The organism is Demequina globuliformis, assembly GCF_000975155.1.
Lineage (GTDB): Bacteria > Actinomycetota > Actinomycetes > Actinomycetales > Demequinaceae > Demequina > Demequina globuliformis.
This window is the reverse complement of record NZ_BBRG01000001.1, coordinates 1097803-1118825: the sequence shown is the minus strand read 5'-3', so window position 1 is coordinate 1118825 and position 21023 is coordinate 1097803. Positions and strand designations below refer to the sequence as shown.

Here is a 21023-nt window from a genome sequence, read left to right as displayed (position 1 = left end):
AACGTCCGCCCATCATATGGCGTGCGCCTGACATCAGCGCCGACGGAACCGCCGGACGATGGGTCCAGTAGCCTCATCGAACTCGCTGACCCGCAATGCCTTGAGCATGCCGGCGTACACCACGAGCATCACCGCGCCAGCCCCGAGGATCAACGTCGCGGCGGCGAACACGCCCGACCATCCCACAAAGCTGTCGAGGTCAGGCTTGATCCGCAGCACGAGCCAGCCCGCGACACCTGCTACCAGGCCGGCGCCAAGCGCACGGACGTGGGTACGCATGACAGCCCCGCCGCCTCCGCCGCCAAGCCGCGTGCGCAGGCCCCCTGCGCGCAAAAGCACGCCCGTCCAGTTGGACAACGCCATCCCGAGGCCCACGCCCACGGTCCACCAACGCGGGTCAGCGAACTCCTGGAACGCGTACGCGGTTGCTACCCACACCAGAGCCATGGGGATATGCATAAAGAAGATCGAGCGGGCCTCTTCGAGCGCAAAATACAGCCGCTTGATGAGCACAGTCGCGCCAAGCGGCACCAGCCCCAGCAGCAGGGCCACCATGACCTGTGCGACGGATTCGACCTCTTGCACGGACGCCGACGGCAGCGCCACGCGCACGAGCAGCGGCGCCACCACGATCATCGCAATCGTGGCAAAAATAGTGAAAACACCTGTGACCCTCAGGCCCCGCGACGTCCCGGAACGCAGGGCCCGAATGTTGCCCTTGACCGCGTAGCGCGCCATCCCGGTGTACATCGCCGTCACCAGGGAGACCGTGATCAGGGAGTGGGGCACTAAGTACAGGCTCAACGCTTGGAAGTACGCCATGTTGCCGGCGACGGCCGCGCCGCCCTCGATGCTCGCTGACGCGGCCACGCGAGTCACCAACGTCACCGCGACTTGCTCGACCAACACGGCGAGCAGGGACCACTTCGCAATGGTGCCGACGGCAGACAGTTCTCCCTTGGGGCCCCGCCACACCCAGCGCCAGCGGTACCCACCCCGCGCGAGCGGGATGAGCAGCACCAACGCTTGCATGGCGATGCCAAGCGTGGCGAAGCCCGCGAGCACGGCGATGCGTGTGGGAGTCCACTCGTCGATGGTCGCGAGATCTGCCCCGGGAACCTCTGGCAGGGCGTACTGGCCAAACATCGCGAGGTAGACACCGAGTCCTGCGATGGCGACCACATTGTTCAGCACGGGCGCCCACATGAATGGCCCAAACTGCTCGCGAGAGTTCAACACCTCGCCCAGCAGGGTGTACAGGCAGTAGAAGAACAGCTGCGGGATGCACCAGAACGAGAATGCCGTCGCCAGCGCCACCATCTCCGGCGGCCAGTTGTCCGTGTACAGGAGCACCCACAGTTGCGCTGACAGCGTCGCTACCACGGTCACCACGAGGGACAACACTGTGCCGATGGTGAGGATGCGGTCGACCGTGCGCTTGCCGCCGGTGCGCTGGAACGCGCGCACCATCTGCGGCACCAGCACCGCGTTGAGCACGCCTGCGGCCAGGATCGCGAACATCACGTTCGGAAGCCGGTTCGCGATGTCGTAGGCGTCCGCCGCCACCGTGTTGACGCCGATCGCCGCGACCAAGAGCGCGTTGCGAATGAGGCCGAGCGCGCGCGATGTCGCGGTGCCGGCGGCCATCACCGCCGTATTGCGACTAAGTGACTTGCGCGGAGGCGCGGCGCCGTCCTCGGGCGGTGCGGCGTCGGCGCTCATCGACAGTCCTCTCCGTCGCCGGAGGCATCGGCATCCTCGCGAGCCTCGCCAACCGTAACGTCCTCGTCCACCGCAGCGTCCTCGTCCACCACCTCGACTTCGGACGTCGCCACCTCGGGTGCGGCCTCTTCTGGGGCGGTCACGGCATCGGTCCTCGTGTCTTTGCGACCACGGCGGATGGTGCGGATCACCCCCGCGATCAGCAACAGCACGAGCACGCCGGTGAAGACCAGAGTCGCCGCAGTGCCCCAGTCGGCGCGCACGCGCACCTCAAACATCTGGGACTGGCCAATCTGCTGTCCCGAGTCATTCAACAGTTGCGCGCCGAGCTCGACGTTCGCGGAGGACACCGCGGACACCCCGACCATCGCGACCCGGGACTGCCCTGCCGGGATATCCACCTCGGTGACTTCCTCGACCACCAAGTTGGGCGAGTTCGACGTCAACTTCACCGCGACCGTCACGTCCCAGTCGAGGTCGTTGACAACTGTCACCGGCACTTCGCCATCCTGAGCGAGGAGATTGAGGTCTGACCCCGACGCGATGGACACGCCCGCCAACACATCTCGCGTGTCCTGCATGGCGGATGCGTACGCGATCTCGCGGCCAGCCGGACCCGCGCGCCCCGACAGCGCCACTACGTTGACAAGAGCGTCGCCCCAGCCGTCGTAAGCCGCGCGGGGATCAGTGGTGATGGTCGACAGGGTGGCGAGCGGCTCGAGCTGATCACCCAGGCTCAGTACCTGGTGGGATTCGAGGTCAGCGTCCGCGTCGCGGACCTGGTCCACCTCGAGGGCAGGGGCGTCCTCGTCGACCAACGAGGCGACATCGACTGCCTCCACCCACGGCAGGTCGCTCATGCGGGTGAGGAGGTCGCCACTTGATGGCGTGCGCAGCCACTCATCACCGGGGGCCAGCAGCGCGCCCTGCACCCCCGCCTGCGAGGCGAGGGCCGTCTCTGCGACCACCCTGCTCCACTGCGCCGGGGTGCCGGGCCGGTACGTGGCGACGGCTTCCGTGATCGCCTGATGGGGCAGCAGGACAGGAAGATCGCCATCGGGGGTCTCGACCACGGCCGCCGGGGCATCCCCAACAGCCTCGCGCGCATCGTCGAGACCAACCGTGCCTGCGAGCGCGACCATCGCCAACGCGCCCTGCTCCTGCGCGAGCGCGGCCGTCGAGCCGTCAAGGACAGCCGGGGCAGCAATCCACGGTGCGTCGAGCGAAGCGGCCAGCGAAGACGTAGGAGTGCGCTGCAGCGCAAATTCCAGCAACCGCGGGTCCTCTGCATGGGCGAGCGAGGTGAGATCGGGGTTGCCGGCGGGCAGCCACACCACCTCACGGTCGTAAAAGCCGCCGTCCAGCAGGGTGCCGTTGGTCATGAGCATCGGGTCTGCCGCGATCGACGCGGGCGTGTCCGCGACTGTCGCAATCACCTGCTGTGCGGCGGTGTCAGTACCGTCTGCGCTCGCCAAGGTCGCGAGGCTGAGCGTCTCGAGATCGCCGCCCGTCCATGTGGCCGCCAGCACGTCAATGACCTCGGTGCCAGACGGTGTGTGCGCGCTCACGGTGACGCCGTACACCCCGGCATCGCCCCCCAGGTCGACGTCGCCTGCCGTGACCGTGAATGCCCGCGATTGGTTCGCCGCGATCGTGACCCCAGCGGGCTCTTCGCTGTCCTCGTCAGACGAGCCGGCATCGGCCCCATCCGAGTCTTCCTCCGCCTCTTGCTCGTCCTCAGCCGGCTCCTCCACGGCAGGCTCGCGTGCAATCTCGCTCGCGTCCACGCTTGAGGGGTCATCAAGGAAAGCGGCCAACTCGGCGGACGTGCTGAGGGGCTCATCGGTGAGGTCAAGCACCAGCGAGACGTCCTCGAGCGGAGCGTTCGATGTGTTCTGCACCGTGGCGCCGACCTCAAGCGGGGAGGATTTCGTGAAGACGGCCGATGCCGTGGTCACCGACGCGCTGAGGCTCGCGATCTCCGTGGGCAGCGGCGCGGCGAGGGCCGCGGCGGGCGAGCACATCACCGCCGCGGTGACAGTCGCCGCGATGGCGGCACGCGCAGTCACGACTGCGGATTCAGCAACTCGATGGCGGCCTGGGCCATCTTGCGCTCGTTGGGGTAGGCCAGGCGCTGGCGCAAGTCATCAACGGCAATCCACTCCGCCACCTCAGCCTCCTGGTCCGGATCGTTCTCGGTCGTGATTGTGCCGCCCTTGGCCTCGAGCAAATAGTGGTGAACGACCTTATGCACGCGCCGGTCGTCCCCCGTAAACCAATAGTCGATGATGCCGATGGGCTGGATGATCTCGGCATCAATGCCGGTCTCCTCTGCCACCTCGCGGATCGCGGCGTCCTCCGGCGTCTCGCCGGCTTCAATGTGGCCCTTGGGCAAGCACCATTCGAGGCGACCGGCCCTGTTGCGTCGGCCAATGCATGCCACATACGCGCAGCCATCGGTGACCTTGACGACGATGCCGCCCGCGGACGTTTCATTGGACACTGGCAAGTGGGACGCCCGTTGCGCCGCGCTGTCGCGGCGCTGCCTCAATGAGGCACCGCCGGGAGGCGGGGGTGCCGGAATGGGGCGCGGCACGGGCGGACGAGGCATGCGCCAACTCTAACGAGCGCGTGCACCTGGTGGGCGCATCCGCGCGGAGCCGTGCGGGGGTCGTGCGTGATCTGGGACCATAGTCAACGTGAACCCACCTCCCGTGCCCTCGTACGACGTGCTCCGTCAGCGCGCCACTGCACTGTGGGACGCGCTGCCGCCAGAGATTTTCGACCTCGCAGCTGCCTTTGACGGTGCCGGGCACGAGTTCGCCCTGGTGGGAGGACCCGTTCGCGACGCGTTCCTGGGGCGGTCAAGCTCGGACCTCGATTTCGCGACGTCCGCGCGGCCGGATGAGACGGAACGGCTGCTGCGTACGTGGACGCGCTCCACGTGGGACGTGGGCCGGGAGTTCGGCACCATTGGTGGTCGCCGCGGCGACCTTGTCGTGGAGATCACGACCTTCCGCGCTGACGAGTACGACGGCCTGACCCGCAAGCCCGTGGTGGCCTTTGGCGACTCGCTCGACGGCGACCTCGCCCGTCGCGACTTCACCATCAACGCGATGGCGGTGCGGCTGCCGGCCAAGGAATTTGTCGACTTGCACGGCGGTCTCGAGGATCTCGCTGGGGGGCTGCTACGCACACCCATTGAGCCGGAGATGTCGTTTGCGGATGACCCGCTGCGGATGATGCGGGCGGCACGGTTCGCGTCGCAATTGGGGTTTGAGATTGAGCCCGCAACCTTTGCGGCGATGGCGCGGTTGGCCGAGCGGATTGGCATTGTGTCCGCCGAACGTGTGCGCGACGAACTGTGCAAGTTGCTGGTCGGCGCTTACCCGCGGGCGGGGCTGGGGGCGCTGGTCGATGCCGGGCTTGCCGACGTGGTGCTGCCAGAACTACCAGCCCTCAAGCTTGAGGTCGACGAGCACCACCACCACAAGGACGTCTACGAGCACACTCTCACTGTCGTGGAGCAAGCGATCGACCTGGAGACTGGGGCTGAAGGTGCCGTTCCAGGACCCGACCTGGTGCTCCGCCTCGCGGCGCTGTTGCACGACATCGGCAAGCCCCCCACGCGACGGCTGGAGCCCGGCGGCGGCGTGAGCTTCCACCACCATGAGGTCGTGGGAGCCAAAATGACGCGCAAGCGGATGAAGGCCCTGCGCTTCGACAAGGACACCATCAAGGCGGTGTCGCATCTTGTCGAGCTGCACCTGCGCTTTCACGGATATGCGGATGCGCGCTGGTCGGATTCAGCGGTGCGGCGCTATGTCACGGATGCCGGCGACCAGTTGGAGCGACTCCACCGCCTCACGCGTGCGGATGTCACGACCAGGAATCGACGCAAGGCCGACCGGTTGTCGTTTGCCTACGACGACCTGGAGGCGCGCATCGCGGAGTTGCGCGAGCGGGAGGAGATCGACGCGATCCGCCCCGACCTGGATGGCAACCAGATCATGGAGGCGCTGGGCATTGGGCCTGGACGCGAGGTGGGGCTCGCCTACAAGCACCTGCTCGAGTTGCGCATGGAGCACGGGCCGCTGGGCGAGGAGCGCGCGCTCACCGAGTTGAAAGCCTGGTGGGCTGACCAGCAGTAGAGTGAGGCTGCGCGACGGCACGTTGCGCTTCGCTACATCACTCAAGTGGGGGGTAAGACGTGGATCCGTTTCGCGCCATCGGGCGTTGCTGTCGCCACTATGCCGACTTCAAGGGACGCGCGCGCCGCAGCGAGTTCTGGCCGTTCTACGTGTTCACCATGATCGCGGGACCGCTCGCTGTACTGGCCATCGCCCTCCTTGGCGTGTTCCTTGCCACCAACGTTCTGGGGACTGATGTTGACGGCGACGGTACCTACTCGTCGGAGGAACTCAACGTCCCCGTGATGGTGTCCGGGTTCGTGTTGGCCGGGCTCGCCTATGTAGCGCTGCTGATCCCCACGCTCGCCGCGTGGTCACGACGCCTGCACGACATGGGTCAGACGGCTGGCTGGTTGTTCCTGTGCTTGATCGGCTTCTCGATCGTGCCGTTCATCATGGCGTTCTTCCAGTCAGAGCCTGTGCCGAACCGCTACGGACCGGTCCCAGAGGGCATCCGCCCGTTGGCCGCGCCCGGACAGTACGCGCCAACCACCGCATAAACGGGTTACCGAGCGGGCGTCCTTGCGGGCACCTCGCGGGCGTGCCGGGGCGACATCGCGTATATCGCGGCGACTCCCAGGTACAGGACCACGACCACTCCCATCACGGTGCGCGAGTAGCCAGAGTCAGGGAGCGTGAGCCCCGCCACCACGGCGGAACCGATGAACGCCACGTTGTAGGCCATGTCGTACAACGTGAATGCGCGGCCGCGATATTCGTCCTCGGTGTCTCGCTGCACGATGGTGTCCACCGCGATCTTGGCGCCCTGAACAGCGAAGCTCACGATGACCGCGGATAGCAACAATGCCCACGCGGCATCAGACACGACCAGAATCAGTTGCGCGATCGCGCCCACGCCTAGGCACACCAGAATCCACGTTCGGCGCTCCATCCGTGCCCCTAGTGTGGGGGTGAGGATCGCAGCGAGCCCAAACCCGACCGCAGCAAACGCCACCACGATCGTGAAAGCCCCCAAGGCCTGTTCAGGGTGGTCGGGGTCGCCCAGCACGTGGCGGGAAATCAGGATCGACGCGACAAACAGCAGTCCGTACAAGAGTCGCTGCGCGGACATCACTCCCAACGCGTGAAATGGGGTGCGGCGGGCATAAAGGTAACGCACACCGTCGCTCAGTTCGCGGGTAAGCGCCTTGATTTGGGCGCCCATGTGCAGCCGTTCCAAGGGATGCTCGGGGCCCAGATCCGTGCGCCCTATTAAGGTGACCGACCACGACGCCATGCCAAATGCGATGGCCGAGCACACGAGCGCGGTGAAGGCCAGGCTGGCGTCGGTCGCGTTGGGAACGACGAACGTGACGATGCCTCCCACGGCTCCGCCGATGGCCGCAGCAATGGTGCCCAGGGTGGGCAGCACAGAGTTGGCGGGCAGCAGGGCGTCGGGCGGGACGATGCGGGGGAGACCAGCCGTCATTGCCGCCAGGAGGAAGCGGTTGACAGAGAGGGCCAGGAGCGCGAGCACGTACAGCGACCACAGGGGCCAGTCGCCGACGAGCGCGACACAGATTGCGGCAACGAGGACGAGCCGCACGAGGTTGCCGACGAGCAGGATGCGTTGGCGCTGCCAGCGGTCGATGAGCGGCCCCACGAAGGGGCCCACGATGGTGAACGGCGCCAGCAGGATTGCGAAGCCGGCGGCGATCGCCTCAGGGGTGGAGGCCGTCGTGGGATCGAAGAAGAATGCTGCGGCGATGCCGACCTGGAACATGCCGTCGCCACCTTGAGACAGCAGCCGCGCATAGGTGAGGCGGCGAAACCCCGGAAGGTGCCACAGCTGGCGAACGTCGGAGGCGAGAGACACGCAGTCAGCCTAGGGCGCATGGGCCTGCCAGACTGTCACCCATGAGCTTTGGCGACGCGATTGTGGCGTGTGTGAAGAAGTATGCAGTGTTCTCGGGGCGCGCGCGGCGCAGCGAGTTCTGGTGGTTCTTCCTCGCGGTCCAGCTCGTGGTGATCCCACTGACCTTCGTGGGCAGCATCATCATGGCGTCCGGATTGGCCCCCGTGGCTGAGCAGATGAGCGACGACGGGACGGTGCCTGCCGGTGCGGCAGAGGACATCAACTGGCTGCCGATTTACATTGGCCTCGCCTTCATTGTGTTGATCAACTTGGCGTTGCTGCTACCGGTCCTTGCTGCCATGTCCCGACGCATGCACGACCTCGGCACCAGCGGCGCATGGGTGCTGTTCACATTCATTGGCCTGGGGATCATCCCGCTCGTGATGTGCGCACTCCAGGGCCGGCCGGGCGACAACGATCATGGGCCGGATCCGCGCGCTGTCGCCGCGTAGCCGTTCTACCGCGGGCACCTGTGCTTTATTCCACCGTTCACGCAACGTGAAAGCGCATGCGCTGACGGCACAACCTTGACATGGTGGACGTATGACTACACCACAGCGCATCGCCATTGTGGGCGGCCACGGCAAGGTCGCCCAGCAGCTCATTCCTATCCTCGTGGGTCGCGACCGCACCGTGGTGCCGCTCGCGCGCCGCGAGGAACAACTCATTGAACTCGCGGCCAAGGGCACGGCGCCCGTGCGGCTCGATATCGAAAATGCCAGCGAGGACGACTTCGCTCAGGCATTCGCCGACTGCGATGCCGTGGTTTTCGCGGCGGGCGGCGGGCCAGACGGCAACATCGAACGCAAGCGCACCGTGGACCTTGAGGGTTCGCTGAAGTCGATCGCGGGCGCCAAGAAGGCGGGCGTCAAGCGGTTTGTCCAGGTCTCGGCGATCGGGGTCGACGACCCGCTCCCTGATGACACGGAGCCCGTGTGGAAGGCGTACGTCGAGGCTAAGCGTGACGCGGACGCGGCGTTGAGGGACTCCGACCTGGACTGGACCATCATCCGTCCTGGTGGCCTCACGGATGACGCTCCCACCGGACTGGTCCAGGTGGCACCGGAGGTGGAGCGCAGCACGGTCTCGCGTGCGGACGTGGCGCACGTCGTCGCCGACTGCCTTGACCAGGACGCCACGATCGGCAAGCAGTGGGAACTGATCGAGGGCTCCACCGTGGTCCTCCGCGCCATCCAAGCGGCCGCGGAGAACTGATCCCGGGCATCGGCCCGTTGAACGTTCCCGGTGCCGCGCTCACTCTCGTTGTGTCCCCTCCGCCGCTGAAGTGGCACAAAACGCCCGTTCAGGGGTCGTAAAACAGCCAAATGGAGCCATGTGGCGAGGGGCGCGCTGACACAGCAAAGCCCGGGCCGCCACCACACTGGCGGCCCGGGCTTTGCTTTCCGGGGACTGCTTAGCGCTCGATCTCACCCGCGATGAAGGCCTCGAGCTGGGCGCGGCCCTTCGAGTCCTCCATCTGCACCGGCGGCGACTTCATGAAGTACGTCGCGGCGGAGAGGATGGGTCCGCCAATGCCGCGGTCCTTGGCGATCTTGGCGGCGCGGATGGCGTCAATGATGATGCCGGCCGAGTTTGGCGAGTCCCACACCTCGAGCTTGTACTCGAGCGACAGGGGCACCTCGCCGAAGGCCGAGCCCTCGAGGCGCACGTAGGCCCACTTGCGGTCGTCGAGCCACGCGACGTAGTCCGACGGGCCGATGTGCACATCGCGGCCATCCTTGATGCCGCTGAGCGGGCCGGTCAGGTTGGAGGTCACGGCCTGCGTCTTCGAGACCTTCTTGGACTCCAGGCGCTCGCGCTCGAGCATGTTCTTGAAGTCCATGTTGCCGCCAACGTTGAGCTGGTAGGTGCGGTCCAGGCGCACGCCACGGTCCTCGAACAGCTTCGCCATGACGCGGTGCGTGATGGTCGCGCCCACCTGCGACTTGATGTCGTCGCCCACGATCGGGACGCCAGCGGCCTCGAACTTCGCAGCCCACTCGGGGTCGGAAGCAATGAACACGGGAAGGGCGTTGACGAAGGCCACGCCGGCGTCGAGCGCGCACTGGGCGTAGTACTTCGCGGCCTCTTCGGAACCCACGGGCAGGTAGCAGACCAGGACATCAGCCTCGGTGTCCTTCAGGACCTGCACCACGTCAGCGGGGGCCTCGTCGGACTCGACGATGGTCTGGCGGTAGTACTTGCCCAGGCCGTCGAGCGTGACGCCGCGCTGCACCTGGATGTCCGTCTTGGGGACGTCGCAGATCTTGATGGTGTTGTTTTCGGAGGACTCGGTGGCTTCCACCAGTTCCTTGCCGACCTTGAGCGAGTCGACGTCGAACGCCGCCACGAACTCGATGTCCGAGATGTGGTAGTCGCCGAACTGCACGTGCATGAGCCCGGGCACGGTCTCATCTGCCGGGGTGTTCTTGTAGAACTCCACGCCCTGAATGAGCGACGTGGCGCAGTTGCCCACGCCCACGATGGCAACGCGAAGTGAAGCCATGATTTCTCCTTAGTTGTTGTCTCCCGCGGAAGCGGTGTGGTGGTCGGTTCCGCGGGGTGCGGACCGTTCGTTTTCGATGAGCTTGTCGAGCCACTCGACCTCACGCTCCACGCGTTCGAGGCCGTGGCGTTGAAGCTCGGCGGTGTAGGCGTCGTGGCGGTCGCGCATGCGAGCCAGGCCTTCGGCGACCTCTTCCAGGCGTTCGGCCAGGCGGGTGCGGCGTCCTTCCAGGATGCGCAGCCGGGTGGCCGAGTCGGTCTTTCCGAACAGTGAGAAGCGCACGTCGAAGGTTTCGTCGTCCCATGACGATGCGCCGGAAGACGCGAGCTCATCCGCGAGCCGTGCCTGACCCGCCTCCGTGAGGCGGTAGGCGATGCGCGAGCGCTTGGAGCCGCCGGCGCGGACCGCGTCAGCCTCCGACTCGTCCGCAGCGATGAGACCCGCGCCAAGCATGCGCTTGAGGCACGGGTAGAGCGAGCCGTAGCTGAGGGCGCGGAACGGGCCGAGCTCCCCGCCAAGGCGCTTGCGAATCTGGTACCCGTGCAGCGGCTGTTCGGCGAGCATGCCAAGGATGGCGAGCGACAACACGTCGGTCTTGGCCACCACTTCTCCTTGTGCGCTGCGGTCACGGACAAACCTCGCGAAGAGGTCGACGTTCACCATAGCAGAGCGTTGTATCGCCGCGATACATCGCGGTCCACGTCCGTATACTGACGGCACGAGGACGCGCCGGCGACGATTTGCGCCCCTTGAGCGTTAGAGCAGGAACACGGGGCCGGACCAATCAGGTCGCCACACGCCGGCGTTGGCCCCGACCGCGACACCGACTTCTTAGGGTTGACACTGTGACCGACAGTTCGAAGACACCGCAGCGCCGTTCGACGCGCGTGCCCACGGGCGCTCAGCCGACCCGCGCGACGACGGGCGTGCAGCGCGCCGCGAACGGCAAGCCCGCCAATGGCCTTCCTCCGTGGGGAGCCACGGGCGCGCAACCGGTGAAGCCTGCGAAGAAGACGGGCGCAGCGGGCGGCGGGACGGGCGGCAACGGCGGCTCAGGCGACGACAAGGACAAGGAGCCTTTGGGCTGGAAGGGCTGGATCAAGCGCATTCTGCTGTGGCTGCTGATTTTGCTCTTGTCCGTCACGATCATCGGCATCGTGGCCCTGATCATCGTGTACTCGCGCCTTGAGATCCCTGAGCCGGACGACTTCGCGCAGGCGCAGGCCTCCGTCTTCTATTACGCGGACGGTGAGACGGAGATGGCGCGGCTCGGAGTCGCGGACCGTGAGTCCGTGTCGATCGAGGACATCCCCGAATACGTGCCGCAGGCGTTCGTCGCCGCAGAAGACCGCACTTTCTACACGAACTCCGGCATCAACATCCCGGGCATGCTGTCGGCGTTGTGGGACACCGTCGTGCACGACAACCCCCGCGGCGGCTCCTCCATTACGCAGCAGTATGTCGAGCGCTACTACGTGGGCGAGACCACGACCTCGATCCCCGGCAAGATCAAGGAAACGCTGCTCGCGCTCAAGATCGACTCCCAGCAGTCCAAGGACGAGATCATCGAGAACTACATGAACACGATCTACCTGGGCCGCGGCGCCTACGGCATCGAGGCGGCCTCCCGCGAGTTCTTCGACAAGCATGCTGCGGACCTGTCGATCGAGGAAGCGGCGATGCTCGCTGGCATTGTTCCCGCGCCCAGCGCGTGGGACCCGGCGATCGACCCGGAGAAGGCAGAGGACCGCTGGAACTACGTCCTAGATGGCATGGTCGACACCGACTACCTCAGCCAGACGGAGCGCGACCAGATCACCCAGTTCCCTGAGACCATCGACCCCACCAACGAGGACACCTTCGGTGGCACGCAGGGGTACATCCTGCAGGCCGCGTTGGAGGAGGTCGCGGAGGACACCGGGATCTCGCGCGAAGAGGTCGAGTCGCAGGGGTACACCATCATCACGACCATCATTCCGGAGCACCAGGAGGCCGCAGAGGCCGCCGTGGCCGACATGCCTGACGACCACGACGAAAAGCTCCAAGTCGCGGCCGTGACCGTCGAGGCGGACACGGGTGCAATTACGTCGATGTATGGCGGCGAGGACTACCTCGCGCGTCAGCGCAACGCCGTCACCCAGGACGTCGCGCAGGCGGGGTCGACCTTCAAGCCCTTCGCCCTGGTGGGCGGCCTTGAACGCGGCATCGGCCTCGACTCCGAGTACCTCGGCAACAACGAGATGGAGTTCGACGGCTTCGACGAGCCCGTGCGTAACTTTGGCGGCGTGAGCTATGGGGTCGTGGACCTGGTCGAGGCCACGCGTGACTCCATCAACACTGCGTACGTGGGGCTGTCCGAGGATGTGACGCCGCAGGTGGTCATGGATACCGCGATTCGCGCTGGCCTCCCGGAGGACACTCTGGGCCTCGAGGCGAACGCGGCCAACGTGCTCGGCACCGCGTCGCCGCACGCGCTGGACATGGCTTCCGCTTACGCCACCTTCGCGACCGGAGGCGTCAGCACGGAGCCGTACCTCGTGGCATCGCTCACCGACCGCGAGGGCGACGTCGCGTATGAGCGCGACAACGAGGGCGAGCGCGTCTTCGAAGAGGACGTCATGGCGGACACCACCTACGCGATGCAGCAGGTGGTGGAGGCAGGCTCGGGCGTCACTGCCAAGCAGCTGGGACGCCCGCTGGCCGGGAAGACCGGTACGTCAAACGACAACCGCTCGGCCTGGTTCGTAGCCTTCTCCCCGCAGATTGTGGGCGCCGTGTCGCTGTACCAGGTGGGCGAGGACGGCTCCACGGAGATGATCACGCCATTTGGTGGCTTCTCCGAGATCACCGGTTCCACCGTGCCTGCCGCGGTCTGGACGGCGATGATGGGACCCATCTTGGAGGACTACCCGATTGAGGAGTTCCCCGAAAGGGCCAACGTCGGCACTGCCGAACGTGTGACCCCCACGGAAACCGCGTCGCCGAGCGGAAGCCCCACGCCCACGCCCACCCCGACTCCGACGCCGACCCCGACGGAGACGACTGAGGCGCCTGAGCCGGAGCCAACGGAGACCGAGACCACAGAACCGCCTGAGCCGGAGCCGACGGAGACGGAAACTACGGAACCGCCCGAGCCCCAGCCAAGCGCTGAACCTGACGCTGGCGGCGGGGACGGTGGAGGTGTCGCGCAGCCGGATCCGACCGTGACGCCGGCGGTGCCGTAGGCGTTAGCGCCGGAGCGCGCGCTTGGCCTTGAGCGCCCACCCCAGCAGCCGGTAGCGCAAGGGTTTGAGCGCCACGTCCCACGCGGGGTCCACGTACACGATCTCGCCGAACTGCTGCTTGAATTCGCGCACGCCCATGAGGGTAGGCGCGCGGTCGGAGCCCACGCCCATGAGGTCGTACTGCGTGACGCCCTCGGCCTTGAGCGCGGTGATGATCTCCCACTTGAGGCGCACCGCGGCATTGGTGTCGCGTGCCTCGGTGTTGCCGGCGGCGTAGGTGTCGCAGCCAGCGTTGTCGTACACAGTCGACAGCACCCAGGACACGGCGCGACCAGGCGTGAGATCGCCGTCCTTGCCGGTGTCGTGGCGGCGAGCCACCCACAGGCGCACGTGCTCGCCGAGCGATTCCAGCATCTCGAGGTACACGGATGCGGGGAAGATCCCAAAGCCGTCGCGTTCGGCGGTCTCGCGGTAGATCGCGTAGAGCTCCTCGAACTCCTCCGGTGTACACCCGGACTCCTCGGTGACGGTCATCGCCTCATCCTTGAGGGTGCGACGGACCTTGTAGCGGCCGCGCTTGGAGAAGCTGGCGAGAATCTGGTCCTCGTCCGGCGTGAGGTCAAGGATGATCGTGTGGTCGTACGTGACGGTCTGGAGAAGCTCGTGCAGGTCCTTCGCGGGATGCTTCGCGTGAAGTCGCACAAAGGCCGCCCACGGCGCCTCCTGGCGGAGGTAGTTCACCAGGGCGCTGCGGACCAGGCGCTCGCGGTCGGGCGTCTGGTCGGTGAGCCAGACGGGTCCGTGACGGGCCCACAGGTAGCGAAACCCCCGGCCTTCGTAGGCGCTCAGAGAGATGACGGCTACCGGCTCATCCCCGGCCGTGATTTCGAGGCGTCGCCAGTGCTCGCGCCCCTCCACGGCCGCGTCGTACGCGTCCCACGCGGGGCCCTGCTCGATGGGCACGGGGTGGTCCCCTGTCCGTGCGAGCGCGACAAAGTCGTCGGTCGAAATCTCTGAGATGCGGAGGGTGGCTGTCACACCCACGAGCCTAGACGGCCCCGCTCGGCGCAGCGACGTGCCAGGCCGCTCAGAATCCTGTCTCGGTGGGCTTGGGGTAGTAGGTGCGGTACTTGCGGGCCAGCCGGAAGTCGAGCGCGCGCACGTACAGGCGGCGCTTCAGCGAGCCGTCGGCGGAGTACCGCAACGGGTGGGCGACGCCATGGCGGCGTTTGGCGTCCGTGACCCGCTTGCGCAGGGCGGGGTCAAGCAGGTAGCGCAGGAGCAGGCGGAAGGGGACGACGGAGTACAGCACCGTGTGTGCGGGCTTGGCGGGACGGGCCGATGCCGGGGCTGGGTGGGCGTCCCCGAGCAGGTCGTGCGCCACTGGTTCCGCGACGTTGGCGCCGGCGGCCGTGACGTAGAAGTTGTTGCGGCCAATGCGGGGGTTCATCTCGAAGAACACGCGTTCGCCGGTGCGGCTGGAGATCTTGTAGTCGAAGTTCGCGAAGCCCGTGTAGTTCGCGGCGTCCAGGAAGCGGCGCGCGTCGTCGAGCGCGTCCTCGTCGAGCTCGGTCAGGATTGCGGCGGGGATGCCGAGTGTGCCGGGCGTGTGTTCCTCGAGCAGGACCTGCCCGCCCGCCAGGAGCGTGACCTCGCCGGACGTGGACCGGTACGCGGTGAGTGAGCGCATGTGGGTCTCATCGCCAGGCACGAACTCCTGCACGAGGAACTCGCTCGGGTAGTCGCGCTCGTCGAGCGCCTCCAGCACGGTCGCGACCTCGTCCTCCGACTCGAAGTGATGGATCTTGTGCTTGCCGGGGAAGTCCACCTCAAACCAGTCGGCGCTCGACGCCGGCTTCCCAATCAGCGGGTATGCCAGACCCCTGTCACGCAACTGTGCCAAAGCATCGGCCGGACTGACGGCGCCACTGTTCCAGGCATCGGCCGTAAAGCCCACGTCAATCGTGAAGGGGGTGCGAATCCCCAGCTCGTCGCACACCCGCGCGAACGTGGTCTTGGAGGACACCCGGTCAAAGGCGCCCAGGTCACACAGCGGGAGCTTCCAGCGCGGGTCCAACTCCCCGCGGCGTTCCGCAATCATTCGCACTGTCCAGTCAAGGTTGGTGAACAGAATCAGATCGTGGTCGGGGTGCTCGGCGGCAAAGGTGTTGAGGTGGGCCACGATTGCGTCAGGCGAGTCCATGCGCGGCTCCGGCACCCACTCGACCAGGGTCGAGTAGCGCATAAACGTCGTGACGACCTTGGACATGACCATGGGCTTCCAGCCATAGCGCTCATGCCCCGCGCGCAAAAAAGCATAGACGCCAATGTCGCCCCCAAGTCCCAGAACAATCACGGGCCGGTTGGTCTGCGCAGTCTCACTCACCGGGCCAGCATAGATCGTGCGCCAGCCGGGGCACCGGGAGATTCCTCACAGCCGCTGGCGCCACGTCGGTGCCGCGAGGTATCCTGGCCTGCGCTCGTCTTCACCTACCTGGGTGAGTCGGCGAGCAAGCATCAACCCTCCTGCCACGGAACGTCCGTGGCCGCACAGTCCAAAGGAGGTGGGTTACTCGATGCGTCAGTACGAAATGATGGTCATCCTCGATCCCGAGGTGGACGAGCGTACGGTTCAGCCGTCGCTCGACAAGTACCTGAACGTGGTTACGACCGACAAGGGCACCGTCGACAACGTCGACATCTGGGGCCGCCGTCGTCTGGCCTACCCGATCAAGAAGAAGAACGACGGAATCTACGCGGTGATCAACTTCACCGCCGAGTCCGCCACGGCCAAGGAGCTCGAGCGTCAGCTGGGCCTCAACGAGTCGATTCTTCGCACCAAGCTGCTGCGTCCCGACGCCAAGTAGCACTGATCCCGACTGCAACCAAGTACTCAACACGAAACCAAGGGGAATACACATGGCAGGCGAAACACCGATCACCGTTGTCGGCAATCTGACGGCTGACCCGGAACTGCGTTTTATCCAGTCCGGCGCCGCTGTCGTCAACTTCACGGTGGCTTCGACGCCGCGTACCTTCGACCGCCAGTCCGGCGAGTGGAAGGACGGCGACACCCTGTTCATGCGTTGCTCCCTGTGGCGAGAGGCCGCGGAGAACGTGGCTGAGTCGCTCACCAAGGGCACCCGTGTCATCGTGACCGGCCGCCTGGTGCAGCGTTCGTTTGAGTCCAATGGTGAAAAGCGTTCGGTCGTTGAACTTCAGGTCGACGAGGTTGGCCCCTCGCTGCGTTACGCCACCGCGAAGGTGAACCGTACGCAGCGCTCGGGTGGCGGCCAAGGCGGCGGTGGCGGTTTCGGCGGCGGTGCGCCGGCAGGCGGTTCCTCGAACGACCCGTGGGCCACGGCCCCGGCGTCCGACGAGCCCCCGTTCTAAACACTTCATCCACTTCAGGAGCATTAAGACATGGCTAAGCCAGATATTCGCAAGCCGCGTAAGAAGGTGAACCCGCTCAAGGCGGCCAAGGTCGACAAGGTCGACTACAAGGACACCGCCCTGCTGCGCAAGTTCATCTCCGACCGCGGAAAGATCCGTTCGCGCCGCGTGACCGGCGTGTCCGTCCAGGAGCAGCGCGAGATCGCGCGTGCGATCAAGGTCGCCCGCGAGATGGCACTCCTCCCCTACGCCGGCTCCGGCCGCTGATCGGGGGTCAGACAATGGCAAAGCTCATCCTGACCCACGAGGTCTCTGGCCTCGGCATCGCCGGCGACGTCGTTGACGTCAAGGACGGTTACGCACGCAACTACCTGGTTCCCCGCAAGCTGGCCACCCCGTGGTCCGCTGGTGCGGAGAAGCAGATCGACGCCATGCGCAAGTCGCAGCGCGCCAAGGAGATCGCTTCCGTCGAGGAGGCACAGGCTGCACGCAACACGCTGCAGTCCGCCCCCGTCAAGGTGGAGGCCAAGGCCGGCAAGTCCGGTCGCCTCTTCGGCGCTGTGACGCCGGCCGACATCGCCGACGCAATTGGCGACCGCGCGAAAGTCGACAAGCGCCGCATCCACATCGGCCAGCCCATCAAGGCGCTGGGCGAGTACACGGTGAACGTCTCCCTGCACGGTGAGGTCTCCGCGACCGTCGCCGTTCAGGTGGTCGCCGCGAAGTAACGCGCTTCACACGCGAGGGCCCCGGCCCGCGACTCCTCACGAGGGGTTGTGGGCCGGGGCTTTTGCGTTGGCCCTTGGGCGGGCGCCCGGCGTGCGCTGGCATACTCAGGCGCTATGACCGCCATGCCCGGATTCGAGGATGCCGCCCTCTCGCCACGCGGATGCGAGGCCGTGGTGAACGCGTGGAGCGAACGGCTCGGTGTGCCCACTCCATGGTTTGACGCGGCGGGAAGCCGGCTGGTCGAACGTGAGTCAATGGAGGCCGTCGTGTCTGTCACGTTCGCCGCGACCCATGTGGTGCTGGGCCCGGGGCGCGCCCTTGGGCTGTTGGCGCCGTGGAGCGGCACCGAGCACCTGGAACCGTCGATGATGATGAGCCTGCTTGCCGAGCTACAGCCGCGTGAAGTGGGGACCGCGACGCTGTCGTTCCGCGATGCAGAGATGCCTACCCGAGGTGAAGCAGAGGCTGGTACTCCAGAGGCCATCGCGGCCGTACGCGGCGAGGCGTCTGACGCGGAATGGGCGGAGAGCGGCCTCGCGGACATGAGCGACCGGTGGGTGGTGAGGGGGCGCGATGGTGCACCGGCGAGCGTGGCGGGGTATGAGCCATGGGCGGGGTCGCTTGCTCACTTGGGCGTGCTGACTTCGTCGCTCCACCGAGGGCGGGGGTACGGAGGCGCTGCTGTCGCGCACGCCGCGTCAAGGGCGATAGCGACCCACGGAGTCGCTCAATGGCGTGCGAGCCGCAGCAATGCGTTGTCCCAGGGACTTGCGCACAGGCTGGGGTTCGTTGAGATGGGAATGCAGTCCGCGGTAGCGCTTGGGTGAGGGCCGATGCGCTGGCTGGGATGGCGGTGTTGGCTCGCCGCAGGGGATGGTCGGAGTGCCGTCGCGACACGCCGGAGGGCGACACGCCGAGAACCTTTTGTTGACGGTTGTCCCCAGGCGCGGTCGGAACGTTTCTCCTGGTAGACGGCGATTATGGCCGTGAGATTTCGTGATATCCACACAGGTGTCCACAGGCGTTCCCGGGAGTTACCCACAGTTCATCCACGGATCTGGGTCGCTCTATCCACGGGTCGCTCGCGGCCGAACTTGTGCGGCCGCGCCGGGGCCTCTACCTTGGCGTGTCGGACCCTCGCGAGACACTGTCTCCAAGGTCACAAGTGGAGGTGGAGCGCTAGATGTCGGTGGATGAACTCGAAGCGTCGTACGGCCCCGAGCCGACCACGTATGAGCGTCTCCCTCCGCAGAACCTCGAGGCCGAGCAGTCGGTCCTGGGCTCCATGCTGCTGTCGAAGGACGCGATGGCTGACGTCATCGAGATGGTCCGCGCCGATGACTTCTACAAGCCCGCCCACGAGATGATCTTCGACTGCGCGGTCAAGCTGTACAACGGCGGCGATCCCGTCGACGCGCTGACCGTGGGAGCCGAACTGCAGCGCTCCAACCAGTTGGGCCGTGTCGGAGGCGCTGAATATCTCCACACGCTCATCTCGGTCGTGCCCTCTGCGGCATCGGCGGGCTACTACGCGCGGCTGGTGCGCGAGCAGGCGATCCTGCGGCGGCTGGTCGAGGCCGGCACGCGTATTGCTGGCATGGGGTACGACGGCGACGGCGCTGAGATTGATGCCGTGGTTGACGGTGCGCAGGCGGAGATCTTCAAGGTCACCGAGCGCCGCAACACCCAGGACTACCTGTCGCTGGGCGACGTCATGGAGCGGACTCTTGAGCAGGTCGACGCGGCGTCGAGCCGCGACGGCGCCATGCTCGGCATCCCGACCGGCTTCCGGGACCTCGATGAGCTCACGGGTGGCCTTCAGGCCGGCCAGATGGTCGTTATCGCGGCGCGTCCCGCTGTCGGTAAGTCGACGCTAGGCCTGGACATCGCCCGCTCGGCATCGATCCACCATGACCGCGCATCCGTCATCTTCTCGCTCGAAATGAGCCGCGAGGAGATCACCAAGCGCATGCTGTCGGCCGAGGCGAGCGTGAAGCTCTCGAAGCTCACGAAGGGTCCGATGGGCCCAAACGACTGGGAGCGTTTGGCCCAGACGGCCGCTCGGCTGGCCAAGGCTCCGCTGTTCATCGACGACTCCCCCAACATGACGCTCATGGAGATCCGCGCCAAGTGCCGCCGGCTCAAGCAGCAGCACAACCTTGGACTCGTAGTACTGGACTACCTGCAGCTGATGAGCTCCGGCCGCAAGGTTGAGTCGCGCCAGCAAGAGGTCTCCGAGTTCTCTCGCGCGCTCAAACTGCTGGCCAAGGAGATCGAGGTACCCGTGATCGCGATCTCGCAGCTGAACCGTGGCTCAGAACAGCGCACGGAGAAGAAGCCCATGTTGTCTGACATGCGCGAGTCGGGTGCCATCGAGCAGGACGCCGACATCGTGATTTTGCTCCACCGCGAAGACGTCTACGACCGCGACAACCGGCCTGGCGAGGCCGACTTCATTGTCGCCAAGCACCGCGCCGGTCCCACGGATACCATCGCCGTCGCTTTCAAGAAGGACTACGCCCACTTCACGGACATGGCGCCTGACATGTAGTCCAGGCGCGGGTGCCACTGTGGCCCCGTGCCGAGGTGCCCGAACTGGCCCACCCATCCGGGCATCGGCCCGCTCCGAATGCCCGTTAGGCGCCGTCAGGCGACAATGACACGTGACCCCGCACCCACCTGGGAGGCATCCATGATCCGCACACACCGCTTCTTCACCACAGCCGCGATCGGCGCCGCCGCGCTCACGCTCGCCGCCTGCGCGAGCGAGGCCGAGCCTGGCGACTCCATGAGCGCCTCCGAGGGCGCGATGGAAGCGTCGACGGAACCCACTGCGGACGCCATGGAGCCCACGAGCGAGCCCACTGAGGACGCGATGGAGTCCGGTGATGCGATGGAAAACGATGAGGAGGGCTCGAGCGACGCGATGGCCGCGGATGTCCCCGAGGAACTCCAGTTCACCACGGTCACCCTTGACGGTGAGGACTTCGACGGCGCCTCACTCGCAGGAACGGACGCGATCCTGTGGGCCTGGGCCTCGTGGTGCCCCACGTGCCAGGCCGAGGCCCCCAAGGTGGCGGCCGCGAATGAGCAATTGCCTGAGGGCGTCGCGCTCTATGGCCTCCCGGGCCAGGCAGATGTGGCCTCGTCCCAGGGCTTCGTCGACACCTATGGCGTCGACGGCTTCGACCACATCTTTGATGAAGACGGCTCGCTGTGGGCAGGCTTTGGGGTGGCGTACCAGCCCGCGTTCGTGTTGATCAACGACGACGGGTCCATCGAGACCATCGGCGGCTCGCTGGACACGGACGGGATCATCGCGGCCGCAGAGGAGCTCGCTGCCAAGTAGCGACACACCCGTGACGCAGGGGCCGAGGTCGGTAGCGACCCCGGCCCCTGCGCAT

General features: G+C 66.3%; 20 protein-coding genes. 12 read left to right on the top strand and 8 right to left on the bottom strand.

Annotated elements, in window-relative coordinates; translation table 11 throughout:
- Positions 1–33: 33 nt before the first annotated feature.
- The 3 genes from murJ to AOP75_RS05135 are packed head-to-tail and all read right to left on the bottom strand — an operon-like array spanning position 34 to position 4333.
- Positions 34–1722 (bottom strand): murein biosynthesis integral membrane protein MurJ, encoded by a 1689-nt coding sequence (gene murJ / locus AOP75_RS05145; protein WP_062077231.1) that lies wholly within the window; start codon positions 1720–1722, stop codon positions 34–36.
- On the bottom strand, positions 1719–3791 hold the full coding sequence (locus tag AOP75_RS05140; protein ID WP_062077230.1) for a DUF6049 family protein: 2073 nt from the start codon (positions 3789–3791) through the stop codon (positions 1719–1721). Before AOP75_RS05140 ends, murJ begins: the two co-directional genes overlap by 4 nt.
- On the bottom strand, positions 3788–4333 hold the full coding sequence (locus AOP75_RS05135) for an NUDIX hydrolase (protein ID WP_062077229.1): 546 nt from the start codon (positions 4331–4333) through the stop codon (positions 3788–3790). The genes AOP75_RS05140 and AOP75_RS05135 overlap by 4 nt, the downstream gene beginning before the upstream one ends.
- Before the next feature lie 88 nt (positions 4334–4421).
- On the opposite strand from AOP75_RS05135, the gene AOP75_RS05130 reads away from it, so the two are divergent.
- Together AOP75_RS05130 and AOP75_RS05125 are read left to right on the top strand one after the other, a co-directional pair.
- Positions 4422–5873: a CCA tRNA nucleotidyltransferase gene (locus AOP75_RS05130; protein WP_236683072.1), complete on the top strand. Its 1452-nt coding sequence runs from the start codon at positions 4422–4424 to the stop codon at positions 5871–5873.
- 59 nt (positions 5874–5932) lie between these two features.
- Complete coding sequence (locus AOP75_RS05125) at positions 5933–6412, top strand: DUF805 domain-containing protein (protein WP_062077227.1); 480 nt, start codon at positions 5933–5935, stop codon at positions 6410–6412.
- A gap of 5 nt (positions 6413–6417) precedes the next feature.
- On the opposite strand, the gene AOP75_RS05120 is transcribed toward AOP75_RS05125, so the two are convergent.
- Positions 6418–7728, bottom strand: a complete 1311-nt coding sequence (locus tag AOP75_RS05120; RefSeq protein ID WP_152649954.1) for an MFS transporter — start codon at positions 7726–7728, stop codon at positions 6418–6420.
- 41 nt (positions 7729–7769) lie between these two features.
- Here AOP75_RS05120 and AOP75_RS05115 point away from each other — a divergent pair, with 41 nt between their 5' ends.
- Both AOP75_RS05115 and AOP75_RS05110 read left to right on the top strand, forming a co-directional pair.
- Complete coding sequence (locus AOP75_RS05115) at positions 7770–8219, top strand: DUF805 domain-containing protein (RefSeq protein WP_062077225.1); 450 nt, start codon at positions 7770–7772, stop codon at positions 8217–8219.
- A gap of 91 nt (positions 8220–8310) precedes the next feature.
- Positions 8311–8982, top strand: coding sequence for an SDR family oxidoreductase (locus tag AOP75_RS05110; RefSeq protein WP_062077224.1), 672 nt, complete (start codon positions 8311–8313; stop codon positions 8980–8982).
- Between the two features lie 199 nt (positions 8983–9181).
- Here the strand turns inward: AOP75_RS05110 and AOP75_RS05105 are convergent, their stop codons facing one another.
- On the bottom strand, positions 9182–10273 hold the full coding sequence (locus AOP75_RS05105; RefSeq protein ID WP_062077223.1) for an inositol-3-phosphate synthase: 1092 nt from the start codon (positions 10271–10273) through the stop codon (positions 9182–9184).
- 9 nt (positions 10274–10282) lie between these two features.
- Positions 10283–10936, bottom strand: a complete 654-nt coding sequence (locus tag AOP75_RS05100; protein ID WP_083966715.1) for a PadR family transcriptional regulator — start codon at positions 10934–10936, stop codon at positions 10283–10285.
- A 182-nt stretch (positions 10937–11118) separates the two neighbouring features.
- Here AOP75_RS05100 and AOP75_RS05095 point away from each other — a divergent pair, with 182 nt between their 5' ends.
- The gene (locus AOP75_RS05095) at positions 11119–13497 is read left to right on the top strand and encodes a transglycosylase domain-containing protein (protein WP_062077222.1); all 2379 of its coding nucleotides are present in this window, start codon (positions 11119–11121) and stop codon (positions 13495–13497) included.
- Between the two features lie 3 nt (positions 13498–13500).
- Here AOP75_RS05095 and AOP75_RS05090 read toward each other — a convergent pair whose 3' ends face one another.
- A complete protein-coding gene (locus tag AOP75_RS05090) occupies positions 13501–14535 on the bottom strand; it encodes a lipid II:glycine glycyltransferase FemX (protein ID WP_062077221.1) in 1035 nt (344 codons plus the stop codon).
- A 49-nt stretch (positions 14536–14584) separates the two neighbouring features.
- Complete coding sequence (locus AOP75_RS05085; RefSeq protein WP_236683071.1) at positions 14585–15883, bottom strand: carboxylate--amine ligase; 1299 nt, start codon at positions 15881–15883, stop codon at positions 14585–14587.
- A 190-nt stretch (positions 15884–16073) separates the two neighbouring features.
- Between AOP75_RS05085 and rpsF the strand changes: the two genes are divergently transcribed.
- From rpsF to AOP75_RS05050, 7 genes are all read left to right on the top strand, one after another.
- Positions 16074–16364, top strand: a complete 291-nt coding sequence (rpsF, locus tag AOP75_RS05080; protein ID WP_062077219.1) for a 30S ribosomal protein S6 — start codon at positions 16074–16076, stop codon at positions 16362–16364.
- 52 nt (positions 16365–16416) lie between these two features.
- Entirely contained in the window at positions 16417–16890 is a 474-nt protein-coding gene (locus tag AOP75_RS05075; protein ID WP_062077218.1) for a single-stranded DNA-binding protein, read from the top strand.
- Positions 16891–16920: 30 nt separating this feature from the next.
- The gene (gene rpsR, locus AOP75_RS05070; protein ID WP_061961261.1) at positions 16921–17157 is read left to right on the top strand and encodes a 30S ribosomal protein S18; all 237 of its coding nucleotides are present in this window, start codon (positions 16921–16923) and stop codon (positions 17155–17157) included.
- A 14-nt stretch (positions 17158–17171) separates the two neighbouring features.
- The gene (rplI, locus tag AOP75_RS05065; RefSeq protein ID WP_062077217.1) at positions 17172–17618 is read left to right on the top strand and encodes a 50S ribosomal protein L9; all 447 of its coding nucleotides are present in this window, start codon (positions 17172–17174) and stop codon (positions 17616–17618) included.
- Positions 17619–17732: 114 nt separating this feature from the next.
- A complete protein-coding gene (locus AOP75_RS05060) occupies positions 17733–18446 on the top strand; it encodes a GNAT family N-acetyltransferase (protein ID WP_062077216.1) in 714 nt (237 codons plus the stop codon).
- 356 nt (positions 18447–18802) lie between these two features.
- On the top strand, positions 18803–20170 hold the full coding sequence (gene dnaB, locus AOP75_RS05055) for a replicative DNA helicase (RefSeq protein WP_062077215.1): 1368 nt from the start codon (positions 18803–18805) through the stop codon (positions 20168–20170).
- Between the two features lie 141 nt (positions 20171–20311).
- Positions 20312–20968, top strand: a complete 657-nt coding sequence (locus AOP75_RS05050; RefSeq protein WP_062077214.1) for a redoxin family protein — start codon at positions 20312–20314, stop codon at positions 20966–20968.
- The last annotated feature ends 55 nt before the right edge of the window (positions 20969–21023 follow it).

Coding starts and splice junctions, on each gene's coding strand:
- AOP75_RS05115 (WP_062077225.1), top strand. CDS start 7,770: ATGAGCTTTGGCGACGCGATTGTGGCGTGTGTGAAGAAGTATGCAGTG.
- AOP75_RS05105 (WP_062077223.1), bottom strand. CDS start 10,273: ATGGCTTCACTTCGCGTTGCCATCGTGGGCGTGGGCAACTGCGCCACG.
- AOP75_RS05110 (WP_062077224.1), top strand. CDS start 8,311: ATGACTACACCACAGCGCATCGCCATTGTGGGCGGCCACGGCAAGGTC.
- AOP75_RS05050 (WP_062077214.1), top strand. CDS start 20,312: ATGATCCGCACACACCGCTTCTTCACCACAGCCGCGATCGGCGCCGCC.
- AOP75_RS05075 (WP_062077218.1), top strand. CDS start 16,417: ATGGCAGGCGAAACACCGATCACCGTTGTCGGCAATCTGACGGCTGAC.
- AOP75_RS05135 (WP_062077229.1), bottom strand. CDS start 4,333: ATGCCTCGTCCGCCCGTGCCGCGCCCCATTCCGGCACCCCCGCCTCCC.
- AOP75_RS05100 (WP_083966715.1), bottom strand. CDS start 10,936: ATGGTGAACGTCGACCTCTTCGCGAGGTTTGTCCGTGACCGCAGCGCA.
- rplI (WP_062077217.1), top strand. CDS start 17,172: ATGGCAAAGCTCATCCTGACCCACGAGGTCTCTGGCCTCGGCATCGCC.
- rpsF (WP_062077219.1), top strand. CDS start 16,074: ATGCGTCAGTACGAAATGATGGTCATCCTCGATCCCGAGGTGGACGAG.
- rpsR (WP_061961261.1), top strand. CDS start 16,921: ATGGCTAAGCCAGATATTCGCAAGCCGCGTAAGAAGGTGAACCCGCTC.
- AOP75_RS05060 (WP_062077216.1), top strand. CDS start 17,733: ATGACCGCCATGCCCGGATTCGAGGATGCCGCCCTCTCGCCACGCGGA.
- murJ (WP_062077231.1), bottom strand. CDS start 1,722: ATGAGCGCCGACGCCGCACCGCCCGAGGACGGCGCCGCGCCTCCGCGC.
- dnaB (WP_062077215.1), top strand. CDS start 18,803: ATGTCGGTGGATGAACTCGAAGCGTCGTACGGCCCCGAGCCGACCACG.